Origin of the sequence: Fibrivirga algicola, from assembly GCF_011742925.1 — a bacterium.
Lineage (GTDB): Bacteria > Bacteroidota > Bacteroidia > Cytophagales > Spirosomataceae > Fibrella > Fibrella algicola.
Window position 1 is genome coordinate 999554 of record NZ_WAEL01000001.1, and the last position, 13372, is coordinate 1012925.

Below are 13372 nucleotides of genomic sequence, written 5' to 3' on the forward strand. Positions count from 1 at the left end.
TTTGGGGAGTGTCGTTTCTGGAGCGACCGTCGTAAAACATAAGAATATCATCAACGGCCGCCGAGCCTGATGGTACGAAAAAGGAACTCCCCACCGAGCAATACGAGGCCGTACAGATCGATGGAGAGTTCCTTTTTCGTACCATCAGGCTCAGGCATGCGACCCGAACCCGGCAGTAGCCTGATAGAGTTCCGGCTAATTGGTCGCCGTGAGTTTTACAAGCAAACCAGGCCCGTAATACAGGAGGTAATACGTGTCGGCAGTCTTATTGCTCAACAGAATATCAACCGGAGTAATAGCTGGCGAGAACAAGCTGGCGGCCGGATCATCGCCACTTGCCACCCGGCCAGGGCCCGAGAAGCCAAACTCAGTTACTAGTGTTTTACCACTAGACGTCAGCACAATATCTGTCAATCCCGAAAATCCGTCTTTATAGAGGGTTACTGTTCCGGTAGTGCTCACCTTGTAAATTTTCGACAGATTTGGCGGGAACGGATAGCCCGTCAGGGTGCTGACAATAAAATTGGTCCCGTCAAACACAATTCCGGTCGGTACCGCATCAATCGTTGGCGGTCCTACCATAGGGATCGTTGGATTGGGTACGTCGGGGAAGGTGGCAAATACACTCAGTGTGCCGTCCGTTTTCTTCCGACGAATAATCGCATTGGCGCCAGCATCAACGATGAACAGATCGCCATCAGGACCGAACGTCAGGTTGTATGGATTCGAGTCGGGGGCATCGGGCGCATTAGGGCGTGCCGCTTTCACAAACGTACCTAGATCCTGGTACGGCAGCGTACTGGCGTCAACGGCTGGCGTTGTCCCAGGCACAAAGCCTGAAACGTCGGCGATGTACAGTTTATCTTCCGTAGCGTGCAGAATATATAATTTTCCATTGTCGAACAGCAGATGATTTAACCCTTCCGGTGAATTTTCGGGACTCAGGGCCGACGGGAAATTTTTGATGACCGGATAAACAGCACCCGAAGGGGTAATAACGGAAACCTGCCCATTATTTACCGTGCCACTACCGGCTTCGGTTACCCAAATATTGCCTTTCGGGTCTTCGGTAATACCAATCGGCGCTTTGAGCCCGGTAGCTATGGGTGGACCCGGTACCGGTACCAGCGCAGTAGGTGCCGGAAACCGGTGATCGAATACAGTACAGCCTGCTACACCAAGCAGGAACAGGCAAACCAGCACGAGCGGCTGACTCAGACCAGAAATGTAGTGATTTTTGATCATGATTGACATGGATAAGTGATGCAACTAGGTATGGAAAATTTGATACTTGCTAAATCATAACGTGCTATCTGTCAGCAGCTACTGGCAGGTATAACAGAACTCGATTCAATTGCCCTGTCGGCTTCTATTTATAAAGTTGAAGAAAATCAGCCTCGGGCTCATCATGGATTTATTGAGTGGTCATTTTGTTAAAAATGACCACCTGTCTTGGGCTTAGGGAGTGGGTTAGGTTGGTTGAACCCGCCAGACATAGCACATAGTTAGTTAGGCTGTTGCGCTATTTTCGTTGGCCCCCGAATGATGCCGAGGTGTAGCAGGGCGGGCTACTCAGTTTTCGGGACGCTGGTCTCTAAATCCCGTTAAGTAGCTAGAACATGCTCAACCAGATGGCCGACCAGGATAAAGAAAAGCGGAGTATTCCGCGTTTGCGAACAAAAGAAACCCACGGCGAACGGCGAACTACCTGGGCTGAGCTACTAAATGATCTGGCCTACACAACCATCATTATGCAGTTGGCAATGCGGCTCAGTACGACGTCGATATCAAGTGATGATCTGCTGGAATTTCTGCTACTATATGTACCCGTATGGTGGCTCTGGAACGGGCAGACTCACTACGCCACCCGGTTCGATACGGCAGAAGATACCGTTCATCGGCTTCTGGGGAGCGCGCAACTAATTGGCCTGGTTATTCTGGCCGCCTCCATTCAGCGGGCAACCGCTGACTTATCGTTGGTGTATGCCCTGTCGTACGCTGTTGTACGGGGCATCTTACTGATTGATTACGGACGAGCCTGGGTGTTTGTTCCGGAGGCCCGTCCCTATACCCGGGTAATATTGATCGGCTTTTCGATCTCCGTTGCCGTCTGGATCGGTTCTGTCTTTGTAGATCCGCCATATCGGTATGCACTGTGGGCGGTGGCCTTACTTATTGAGTTGGCTACACCCCTGACGTCGGGTAGCCAACTGCACACCAAATTTCCGCCCGATGTTCGCCATCTGCCCGAGCGGTACGGGCTGTTTACTCTCCTGGTGCTGGGGCAGTCGGTATCGGGTCTGGTGATGGGCTTGATGGAAGCTCGATTCACACCAACGGCGCTTTTCGTTACAATACTAGGCGGGGTAATTATCATCGGCCTTTGGTGGGCTTATTTCGACCGGCTGGATGACGATGCAGTTCGAAAGCTGGCCAAAAATCGTGACGCAGACGGAGAGGAGGCCAAATCGTCGGTGCGGCAATACACGCTCTGGCTGTACATTCACTTGCCTTTAACCGTTGCGCTAACGCTCTGTGGTGTTGCTTTGTCGCATGCAATCAGGGCGGTAGATGACCCCGCACTGACATTTGATAAGCACTGGCTGCTCATCGGCACTGTGGTAACGTACCTGTTTGCCGATGCCGTAATTAGCATGACAACGCTCAACTCTGGTCCGACCCACACGAGTTTTCGCCGGGGCCTGATTGCCCGCATCGGAGCAGGGGCGGTTTTGCTGTTAGTTGGCGTCTTTACTCAGTTAAGCACACTGGCGCTTCTGTTTGTGATGTCAGCGGTCATTACCGCTTTAATTTTCAGTGATCAGCTATCGCCGCAGGCCCCCGAAAGTACAGAGCGCGTTGACGAGGGAGTGGGGAACGGATAACAAAAATGGCTGGTTAACGTACCCAATTGCACGTTAACCAGCCATAGCTAGGTAAATCGTAAGCTACGCGGTTATTTCAGCGACAGCAGATAACCGATGGTGAAGTTGGCATCCCAGTCGAACACGAACTGTTGGGTACCCGTGGCATCGGCAACGCCTTTGTAGATGTTTATCCCGGCCTTTTGCTTGGCATTTTCGCCAGCATAGTCGGCAGGCAGCTTGAGCACGGTATAACGCTCTTTACCGACACGTACCTGCTTGGCTAATTCAAACGGGATACCGCCGATGATGAAACAGGTTTTCCGATGATCGGCGGGCACCTGCTTGGCTTTACTTTTCACCTCGTCATACACCTTGGCGTCGTCGTCACCATTCTGGAAGTACTTGGCACCATAGGTTTCAACGGCCGTTACATTCCCGGCATTTTTCCACGAGATCTTGGTGTTACCCGAGCCAATGTCAACCACAAATGAATTGTCGTCGAACTCGGCAGGCAGGGCAGCGCGCAGTGCCAGTCGACCTTCCTGTTCGGGCGTAACTGTGTTCACCACATAATTCAGGGCCTTCAGGTTCTTAATGATCTTCTGGGTTGTTTCGGCTTTCAAAGCACCCGAACTCACCACAAACTGAATCTCGCGACCGTTGACTCCGAAGTTGAGCATGTTGGCAATGTATTGTTTCAGACCGGCCCGAATGTCGAGATCAGTTGCCATATTCTCCAGCACGAGGCTGTTGCCAAAATCGGCTTTTTCGAGCTTCCAGCGTTTTTGATCGTCAACCCGAACAATGAACGAATTGAAGCCGCTGGCGCCCAGTTCGACCACGCCCTTGAGCTTGCCGCCCTGTGGCTCCGGTGCCTGGAAATTAAACGCTGCCCGTGTGCCGCTCTGCCTACCGGCCTGTGGCGATCCGCTTGACGCTTCGTCTGTCGATGCCTCGCTACCGCCAGTACCTTCTTCAACCGCAACCGATTGTTCGCCCGAAGGCAGGGTTGGCGACGAGGTGTCGGTTTGTTCGGTTTTATTACCAGCCTTGAACTTCTGGATCAGGTCAACGCCGGCTACATACTTGAGACCAAAATAAATGAGGGCTAAAACTAGAGCCGTGATCATCAGGCGGCCCGCAGTGGTTAATCGGTTCATGGAGACTATGTAAAGAGTGGAAAAATATTGACCAGATAGATCCGGAAATTGGAAAAGCGAGCGTTGCCACCGTAGACCGGGTCAGGAGACAGCCTATTGCCAATCGCTCGCTTAGTGGTACTAGTCGAGCAGGCTCCGGTAGCCTTCGTCTTTCGGAGGATTGATCACCCGGGCTTCGGCTGGGCGGTCGGCGGCAGGCGCATTAAGTTGGACGAACGAGAATTCACCTTTGTTATACGCCTCAAGCAGGTTTTGCCCTTTATCAGACAGCATACCGTTCTGAATGTCGACCCCATTGATGAAGTCCATCGAGAGATCCATGGCCCGTTTCATTTCGCCGAGCTTTTTGCTCATGTCATCCTGGATATACTCCATCGATTCATCGAAATAAAACTTCTTGTCCGGGTTACCCTTGAAGATACTTACGGCCGTTTTCAGGGCGTTGGAGCTTTCTTTAACAATGCGGTACTCGGTCTCTTTCAGCTTTACTTTGATATCGGTCTCTTTGATCAGGTAGTCGGCCGATTTATTGACCTTCTCCATAAACTCAAGCACGAGTTTCATGTTCCGCTGAAGTGGAAGCAGCTTTTCGTTCATTTCCTGTAATCCGGCGCCTTCCATCGTGGCCAGGTTGGCCGCTTCTCTCATACCTGGTCTCGTTGCGGCCAGTTCATTGGCTTTGTTGGCTTCCGCGAATTTCTGCTTAATGGAGTCGTTGTTCTCGTTTATTTTCTTATTCAGTTTCACCAACTGACCAGCCAGCGTATCGATCTGCCCCTGCATTTTCTCGCGTTTCTCGCGTAGGTCCTGCACGTAAATCTTCATGATGGCAATTGGGTCCAGTTGAATAACCGTGCCGGTGATTTTGCGCATCAGGGTCTTGTACAAAAAGAAGGCTGCGGTCCGTACATCGCGGCTGGTAAACAGGAAAACCAGCAGCGCCAGCGCGCCCAACAGGAAGGCCAGGTACAGCGTGTTCTCAGTAGCGCGGATCAGAAATTCCATGATCCGGTTGAAGTACACGAGGCCAACTGCTCCGAGCGCGCCCAAGATGAGCATACCGGTGATGCCTTCCGGACGGCTCCAGAACGACCCTTTCGTGCTGTCGCTGGCATTACCGCCCGCCAATTGTGAAAAATCAGGAGAAGCCATAGTTATAAAAAAGTTTAGAGAAGGATTTTTGTCGCGTTTGCATGTCGCCGTTGCGCTGATGTCAAGTCTTCAACGACGCAACAGCTAATTCGTAAACCTATTTCAAGTAGGTGGCAATTTTCGAGATATCGCCTTTTATCTGATCGGTAAAGGTGGCGTAGGTCGTTTCAAAGTTGGCCCGGTTCTGGTTGATCTTCGCGCTTTGCTCAATTACTTCACCGCTGATTTTAGTCAGCCGTTCAGTGTTGGCGTTGGCCCGCTGTTGCAAGTCGGCAATCTGTTTTGCAATAGCTTCGTTGTCGGCCTGAAGTTTTGTCTGCTCGGCTTGTAAACCACCAACGCGTTCCTGGGTAGCGGCCTCAACACTTTTTAGAAACGCGTCGCGGTCGGCGCTCAGCGCTGCTAAATATTGGTTAGCGGCTTTTGCCAGAAAATTCGGATCGCCGGTAGCGGCCATCGCTTTGAAGCTGGCCCAGGCGGCCTGATACTGCTTCTCTTCCGGCAAACCTAGATTGCTGAGGTTGATCAGGATATCCCGAAACTCAAAATAATCTGGTCCCTGCAGATTGGCCTTACTGAGCACCGACGCGAAATGGTCGATGAACTTGGTATCAACCGTTCCCGAAACAGTGCCCGCCTGCGTGGGCGCAGGTGCAGGTATTGGGAGAGCTGCCCCTGGTGGCGCTGGCTGAGCAGGAGCCGGGCGATCGCTGGGTACGTTGGCAGCGTTTGGGTCTTCTTTGATGAAGAAGCCTAGCAGCTTATCACCAAAACTTTTGTCAGAATTCTTTGCAGAATCGGCCATGTTTAGTTAGTCGTGATTGACGGAACAATACTACAATGTTGTCTGGAACCTACAACGGGCAATACGGATAAACGGTTATGGGACTGGCCCAATGATCGCCAGACTTGACCAACAAAAAAGCCAACCCGAAAGGCTGGCTTTTAGTGTTGTTGATGAGCTGAGGCGGTTAAGCCATCTGTGCTTTCAGTTTTTGTTCCAGTACCGACTTGGGTACCGCACCAATCACTTTATCGACCATCTGGCCGTTTTTGAATACCATCAGCGTTGGAATACTGCGAATGCCGAACTGCATGGGTACCTGTGCATTTTGGTCAACGTCCATTTTGGCGATAACCGCTTTGCCATCGTACTCATCGGCGAGCTGCTCCACAACGGGTCCGATCATTTTACAGGGGCCGCACCATTCGGCCCAAAAATCGACCAGAACGGGGATGTCTGAATTGATGAGATCGTTGAAATTAGCGTCAGTGGCTTCGATAGCCCGTGATCCTGCTGCCATGATTATACTTGATTTTATAGCGTTCAAATTTCTTTCAATGGCATAAACCCCGCCTGTAGGCTTTAGTTCCCCCGACCCATTGAGCGGCCCTGAACCAGCTACAACAAAAGCTTCAAACAAGCCACAGCCACACCCGCTGCAAGTACGTACCTCAGGGTAGGAATGCTGTACCGCTGGCTACCCAGATAACCGCCCACCAGCCCACCGGCAAATGCAGCCGCGATCCAGGCGTACTGCTGTGGATCGGGCGTATAGCCTTTTGCCAGTAGACTCACCAGCCCCGAAACAGAGTTGACAAAGATGAACAGGGCCGATGTGGCCGCCGTTTGCCGGGTATTGGCCCAGCGAAAAAATAGCATAAGTGGACTTAGAATGATACCACCGCCAATACCCAGCATGCCCGAAAGCAAACCAATAACCCCCCCGGTGAGCAGCCCGGCACCCAGCGGAATCGGTTTGGTATCGGTATCATCTGTGCGGGCGGCCCAGATCAATCGCGCCACCAGCAAGAGCAAGCAAACGGCTAGCAATTGCTTGTAGAGCTGATCAGACAAGGGGAGTCGCGCACCCAGAAAAGCCAGTGGAATGCTCGTGAGGGCGAATGGCCAGAATGTTGCCCACCGAAAGTGCCCGGCCCGGTAAAACTGGATGAAGGCGACCGACGATACGAATAAATTGAGTAGCAACGCCGTAGGCTTAATCACGGCGGGGGCCACCCCAAGCAACGTCATGGTTACGATGTAGCCACTAGCCCCGCCATGCCCCACCGATGCATAAATGAGCCCAACGATGAAGAGAGCGACTAAGAGAAGAATCATGGATCTAGTAAGAGATGCTTGCAATGGCAAAACTACCACTCAATCTCTTTTTTGTCGCGCCAGAACTTACCTGTTTCGGAGGCTGACGCGTCGGTGGCCAGCCACACAATCGTTTCGGCACCTTTGTCGACAGAACGTGATGCACCAGCCCCACCCATATCGGTACGTACCCAACCGGGACTGACCGAGTTAACAGCTATACCGGGTAAGGCAGCCGCAAACTGCCGGGTCACCGCATTGAGGGCTGTTTTTGAGATGCTGTAAGCTGGCGCATACGTTTGCATGGTGCCGAGTGCCGCTACATCGCTCGATATATTGATGATCCGGGTGCCGATCTGTTCTTTATTGGGGCTCTTCTGAAGATAGGGTAGAAAGTCCTGAATGACCATGATGGTGCCTGTCACGTTTGTTGTCAGGGTGCGATCCAGTAGTTCGGGGTTGAGTTTTACAATTGTTTCGCCATGATCTTCCAGAATAGCAGCATTGTTGATGAGTACATCCAGGTGGTTCGCCTTCTGCGAAAAAGTACCTGCCGCTTGTTTAATGCTTACCGGATCAGTAACATCTAGTTGAATAAACGTAGCTTCATAGCCTTCATCGCAGAGGCTTTGTGCGGCAGCACGACCTTTCGCGATATCGCGTGAGCCAACAAATACGGCGAAACCGCGTTTAGCCAATTGACGGGCCGTTTCAAAACCAATGCCTTTATTTGCGCCTGTGATCAGGGCTGTTTTAGGATGTTGCGTTGTCATTGTGTACCTGAATTCGTTACAGGTAAAATCAGAAACCTCCACCTTTGTTTCAAAAGAAAGGGATTATCGGGCCGCTTGGTCAACTACGAAAGCCGTTACCTCAAATGAAATAGCAAGTCACTTAATAAGCAGTCACCTTTGTTTACTATCAAAACCATCGTTTAACTACATCGCTATATGAAGTCATTCTTAGCCTTCTTTTTTCTCTGCTTCTGCTTATCGGTTGCTACAGCCCAGACAACGACTAAGAAGAAAACAACTACGGCTAAAAAATCCGTAACCACTAAGAGTACGGCAACTCCTGCAAAAACCCCTACTTCGACAACTACAGCAGCGAAAAAAACGGCAACTACCAAACCCGTAGCCGTAACTACAGGCCCGTCGGCCTCTACGCTGACTTTCCCAAGTACAGAACCTGAAAATGCGGCGGCGATGGACGCAGCACAAAAGCAGCAGATGTACGATGAACTTCACGGCGTGAAAAACAGGCCTAACACGCCGGATACAGGTAGAAAAGGTCGCCGGTCGCCCGATGAAATGGCTACCCGCGCTGACAGACGTGCTGTTGAATCGACAGGTACGGAGGCACGTACCTACATCGGCGTACGGGCTGGCGGAAACTACAGCACCTACCTTGAAAAACTCCGGGTGGCGAACGGAACCGGTGGGTTCATTGACCTGACACCTGATCCTATGTTTGGTTTCCACGCCGGCGTGGTCTTCCAGTTTGGTAATGGTGCTGTTGCATTTCAACCCGAAATCAATTTCCAACAGGACTACTACAAAGTGGTTACGTTGACCAGCACAAGCCGTATCACAACGACGGAATCGCTGAATAGTCTGGTAGTGCCGTTGCTAGCCAAGTTTCAGTTTGGGCAGCAAGGCAATACCCGTTTCTTTGTCAATGTTGGTCCTTATGGTGCCTACTCACTCGAATCGCGTCCATCTAATTCAGAGACTGTTATTGGGTATGGCGGTGCCCTTGGATTAGGTGTTGGTATTCCGGCAGGGTCTGGCAAAATTACGGTCGAAGCCCGTGGCTATTACTCGCTGGGATCGACAGCCACAGGCAGCGAATTTGGCAATGTACCCGGTAAACCAATTTTGGGTCAACTATCACTGGGTTATCTGTTCCCATTGGGAAGCCGGTAAAACCGCTCACTCAAGTTGAATTTAACGACATATAAAACGGGTGGCATTGCTACCCGTTTTGCTTTATACACAGTTCAGATAACAATGCCGACGGGTTGGGTAGCGTTCACTTGCTGAAATCCGTACTTTTGCGGCACTATTCGCAACGAAATGCCAATTAACAAACGCAAGGCCCTACGCTATGCTGCCTGGACAGCCCTAACGCTGCTGGTGCTGAGTATCGCTGGAGCCGTTTACGCTTACACACAACGCGAGCGCCTGCTCAACATCGCCATTGAACGGGCCGTCAAAAAAGCCAAGCGCGATTACGACCTGACCTTACGGGTTGGCTCAGCTACGTTTACCGGACTCACGTCGCTGTCGGTAACTGATGTGTCGGTAGTGCCCGAAAATCGGGATAGTCTGGCCCGCATAGATCGGGTTCAGGTACGTGTCAGATTATGGCCGCTGATGGTCGGTACGGTTGCCTTGTCAGAACTGTCGGTCGAAAATGGTTTTTTTCAGGTCGTTAAGCGCGATTCGCTAACTAACCTGGATTCGATCCTAAAACGCAAGAAAGACTCAACCGATACGCGTAAACGCAACCGCACTGATCTGGCCGATGTCGCCGAGAACCTGATTGAGAACATCCTGACCAAGATTCCCGACGACCTGAACGTCCGCAATTTCGATCTTCGGGTAATCGATGATGGTAAACAGCAGAACTTGCTGGCTTCCGAGATTCGAATCGATAATGGTGATGTTACGTCGACGTTTCTGCTGAATCAGAATGAAGCGATCTGGCACATTACAGGCGAGGCGTCGCCATCTGATAAAGAGTATAACGTAGATCTGTATGCCGTTGGGAAGCCGCTGGAGATTAACTACCTGGAACAGCGGTTTAAATTAAAAGCACAAGCCGACACGCTTCACGCCGAGCTGCGCGACGTAGACCGGTCTGGCGGCGAGTTCAGGCTCGAGGGTGTAGGCTCGGTGCGAAATCTGCGCCTGAACCATCCGGCGCTCTCGCCCAACGACGTGCTAGTGCAGCGCGCCGCCGTAGATGCCAACCTGTTTGTGGGCGAGAACTATGTGGGCGTCGATAGCAGTTCAACACTGCATCTTGGTGAGGTAGAGGCTCACCCGTTTGTAAAGTACACGCTTCCTGACGCCGAAGCGGGAACGGGCAAGGTGTTCGATGTGCAACTTCACACCGATGACCTCGATGCGCAGGCGCTCTTCAATTCATTCCCACGTGGTTTGTTCGCCTCACTCGACGGCATGAAAGTAGCCGGTAAACTGCGCTACGATCTGGTGTTCAATTTCGACACCGCCATGCCTGATTCCGTAAAGTTTGATTCGGGGTTAACGTCGGATAATTTCAGGATTCTCGGTATGGGACGAACGGATTTTCGGCGGATCAACCAGCCGTTTATCTATACCCCTTACGAAAAAGATAAACCCGTTCGTGACATTGCCGTTGGGCCGGGTAACGTTGATTTTACGCCGCTCAATTACATCGCACCAGATCTGCGAAATGCGGTGCTTACCTCGGAAGATTACAATTTTTTCACCCATAAAGGCTTTAATGAAAAAGCATTTCGGGTGTCTATTGCTACTAACTACAAGGCGGGGTCATTTAAACGGGGAGCCAGCACCGTGTCGATGCAATTGGTGAAGAACGTGTTTCTGAATCGAAATAAAACACTGTCGCGGAAGGTTGAAGAGATCCTGATTGTCTGGCTTATGGAGAACCAGCGCCTGGTATCGAAAGAGCGGATGTTCGAGGTCTATCTGAACATTATTGAGTGGGGCAAAAACATCTATGGAATTGGCGAAGCCGCCCGGTATTACTTTGACAAGTCGCCCGCCGAATTGAACCTGGGAGAAAGTATCTTCCTGGCGTTCGTGATTCCGAGTCCTAAGAAAGCGCTGAACTATTTCCAGCCCGATGGCTCGCTTCAGGTACGTAATGTGCGGGGCTATTTCAAGATCATTGGCCGGATTATGGCTAAACGGGGGCTTACACAACCCGATAGCGGTGCCTATGGCTTTTATGATGTTCGGTTGCGCGAAGGGCTCCGGCAGCAGGTACTCCCGCAGGATTACTACGAATCGGATAGCTTGGGTACAGACCCCGCCGATGAAGGCGGTGGCATGGACGACCTGTTCAACCGGTTGCTGAATGGAAATCCCGACGACGATCAGAAATCGCCCCAACAGTCAGCCGATGAACCAGCGGTTGTACGGCCCGCCCGCCCAACGGATGAGCCCGCTGCCACCGATACAGTGAAGACCCGAAAGCAACTTCGGCAGGAGCGACGCGAGCAGAAGCGACGCGAGAAAGAAGAGAAGAAACGAGCCGAGGCTGAGGTGGATCAATAGCGAATGAGTGGTAGTTATAGGTACGCACTCACTACATAAACAGGTATGTGGAAGCAACGAAATGCTACTTTTTTCTTCCTTCGGTCAACTTTAAATAATTATATTTGTTGTCTCATTATCAGTCCCCGACTATTAGCCAGCTAAATTGATTCGATTATGGCCATCATGATTACTGAGGAGTGCATCAATTGTGGTGCCTGCGAACCAGAGTGCCCCAACACGGCCATCTATGAAGGTGGTGTCGAGTGGACATGGGGTGGCGGTACGGCCCTCGATGTTGTCGATTTTGGTGACGGTACCGTTGTTAGCGGTAAGTCACCCCAGACGCCCGTTTCCAGCGAGTTTTATTACATCGTTACTGATAAATGTACTGAGTGCAAGGGATTCCACGAAGAGCCGCAGTGTGCTGCCGTTTGCCCGGTAGATTGCTGCGTGCCCGATCCTGAACACGAAGAAGACGAAGAAACGCTGTTAGCCAAGAAAGCTTGGCTGCACGCAGAAGAGTAGTCTGCACTACGGTCTAGTAAGTCGTTTAACGAATAAGTCCTGAGTTTGGAAAGTCATTGCTTAGTTGCAACTTTCCAGACTCAGGACTTATTCGTTAAACGACTTACTAGGCTATAGATTAGTGCACGACACTAAACAGCCGGTTCCAGCGGATTTTGTTGGCGGCGTTGGCTGGGTTCGGATCAATCGACATCCAGATAAATACGGCTTTACCTACGATGTGGTCGGCTGGAACGAAGCCCCAGAAGCGCGAATCGAGGGAGTTGTGCCGGTTATCACCCATCATGAAGTAATAGTTTTGCTTGAAGGTATATGACGTAATGGCTTTACCACCAATAGTGATCGCCTTGTCGGTAACCTCAACATTCTCGTTGCCTTCGTACTTCTTGATCACCGTACCGTAAATAGCGATCGCTTTTTCGTCGAGTTGAACGGTAACCCCTTCTTTCGGCACCGTCACTGGTCCAAAATTGTCGACTGTCCAGTTGAATTTACTGCCACCATAGATCTGTGAATAGACGGGCAGCGTCTGACCAGGCTCTTCATCGTAGGGTGTCACCTTCTTCACCCAATCAAGCGTTTTCAGCTTTTCGATTGTCTCAGCCGTCGTGTTCAGTTTGTAGCCCACAACCTTGTTTGCCTTCGACACTGAATCGACCTGCTCAATTGGTTGCCAGTTAAATGTGCTGCTTGGGTAGTCATTGATTATGTCGTATTCCCGGAAGAAGGCATCGTCGAGGTCTCCTTTCGTCGTTTCAATGAAATACGACATCTGTGATTTCGGCGGAATTTCGGCTGCTTTCCCGTTTACGTACACTTGCCGGTGACGTACCTCGAGCACATCGCCTGCGATACCCATACACCGCTTGATGTAGTTCGTCTTCAGGTCGGTTGGATACTGATCTTCGGGTGGGAAATTAAAGACCACAACATCCCCGTTTTTCACGCTCGTGAAACCTGGTAGCCGGAACTGCGGCAACTGGATCCAGTCGAGATACGATGGAATTTCGGTACCCCATATCTTCTGGTGTGTCAGTGGTACCTGCAATGGCGTTTTAGGTGTGCGGGTACCATAATGAAACTTACTGACGAACAGAAAGTCACCCACCATTAGGCTCCGCTCCATTGAAGGGGTCGGAATGGTGAAGGCTTCCATAAAGAGCCAGCGGATTAATGTAGCGGCTACGACCGCAAACAAAACGGAATCGAACCACTCGCGAATGGCTGATTTTTTCCGAACCGGGGTACCGGTCTTCGTTTTTGTGTTGACTTCAGACACAGGAAAAGATGTTCATG

Annotated in this window: 12 protein-coding genes; 4 read left to right on the plus strand and 8 right to left on the minus strand. The window is 51.1% G+C overall.

Going from position 1 to position 13372, the window contains the following annotated elements; genetic code table 11:
• Positions 1-195 precede the first annotated feature (195 nt).
• Positions 196-1245, minus strand: a complete 1050-nt coding sequence (locus tag F7231_RS04020; protein WP_166690964.1) for a ScyD/ScyE family protein — start codon at positions 1243-1245, stop codon at positions 196-198.
• 374 nt (positions 1246-1619) lie between these two features.
• Between F7231_RS04020 and F7231_RS04025 the strand changes: the two genes are divergently transcribed.
• Positions 1620-2885 carry a low temperature requirement protein A gene (locus F7231_RS04025; RefSeq protein WP_229364972.1) on the plus strand — a complete coding sequence of 422 codons (1266 nt, stop codon included), beginning with the start codon at positions 1620-1622 and terminating at the stop codon, positions 2883-2885.
• Positions 2886-2956: 71 nt separating this feature from the next.
• On the opposite strand, the gene F7231_RS04030 is transcribed toward F7231_RS04025, so the two are convergent.
• The 6 genes from F7231_RS04030 to F7231_RS04055 all read right to left on the minus strand — a co-directional run bounded on the left by F7231_RS04030 (position 2957) and on the right by F7231_RS04055 (position 8053).
• Positions 2957-4027: an acetate and sugar kinases/Hsc70/actin family protein gene (locus F7231_RS04030; protein WP_085414577.1), complete on the minus strand. Its 1071-nt coding sequence runs from the start codon at positions 4025-4027 to the stop codon at positions 2957-2959.
• A 120-nt stretch (positions 4028-4147) separates the two neighbouring features.
• Complete coding sequence (locus F7231_RS04035; protein WP_085414576.1) at positions 4148-5179, minus strand: hypothetical protein; 1032 nt, start codon at positions 5177-5179, stop codon at positions 4148-4150.
• Positions 5180-5276: 97 nt separating this feature from the next.
• Entirely contained in the window at positions 5277-5984 is a 708-nt protein-coding gene (locus F7231_RS04040; RefSeq protein WP_166690965.1) for a hypothetical protein, read from the minus strand.
• 166 nt (positions 5985-6150) lie between these two features.
• Entirely contained in the window at positions 6151-6483 is a 333-nt protein-coding gene (trxA, locus tag F7231_RS04045; protein WP_085414574.1) for a thioredoxin, read from the minus strand.
• A 98-nt stretch (positions 6484-6581) separates the two neighbouring features.
• Positions 6582-7301 (minus strand): sulfite exporter TauE/SafE family protein, encoded by a 720-nt coding sequence (locus F7231_RS04050; RefSeq protein ID WP_085414573.1) that lies wholly within the window; start codon positions 7299-7301, stop codon positions 6582-6584.
• Positions 7302-7333: 32 nt separating this feature from the next.
• Positions 7334-8053: an SDR family oxidoreductase gene (locus F7231_RS04055; protein ID WP_085414572.1), complete on the minus strand. Its 720-nt coding sequence runs from the start codon at positions 8051-8053 to the stop codon at positions 7334-7336.
• A 177-nt stretch (positions 8054-8230) separates the two neighbouring features.
• On the opposite strand from F7231_RS04055, the gene F7231_RS04060 reads away from it, so the two are divergent.
• From F7231_RS04060 to F7231_RS04070, 3 genes are all read left to right on the plus strand, one after another.
• Positions 8231-9205 carry a porin family protein gene (locus F7231_RS04060; RefSeq protein ID WP_085414571.1) on the plus strand — a complete coding sequence of 325 codons (975 nt, stop codon included), beginning with the start codon at positions 8231-8233 and terminating at the stop codon, positions 9203-9205.
• A gap of 150 nt (positions 9206-9355) precedes the next feature.
• The gene (locus tag F7231_RS04065; RefSeq protein ID WP_166690966.1) at positions 9356-11569 is read left to right on the plus strand and encodes a transglycosylase domain-containing protein; all 2214 of its coding nucleotides are present in this window, start codon (positions 9356-9358) and stop codon (positions 11567-11569) included.
• A gap of 156 nt (positions 11570-11725) precedes the next feature.
• Positions 11726-12076 carry a 4Fe-4S dicluster domain-containing protein gene (locus F7231_RS04070; RefSeq protein ID WP_085414569.1) on the plus strand — a complete coding sequence of 117 codons (351 nt, stop codon included), beginning with the start codon at positions 11726-11728 and terminating at the stop codon, positions 12074-12076.
• A 118-nt stretch (positions 12077-12194) separates the two neighbouring features.
• On the opposite strand, the gene lepB is transcribed toward F7231_RS04070, so the two are convergent.
• Positions 12195-13355: a signal peptidase I gene (gene lepB / locus F7231_RS04075; RefSeq protein WP_166690967.1), complete on the minus strand. Its 1161-nt coding sequence runs from the start codon at positions 13353-13355 to the stop codon at positions 12195-12197.
• Between the last annotated feature and the right edge of the window lie 17 nt (positions 13356-13372).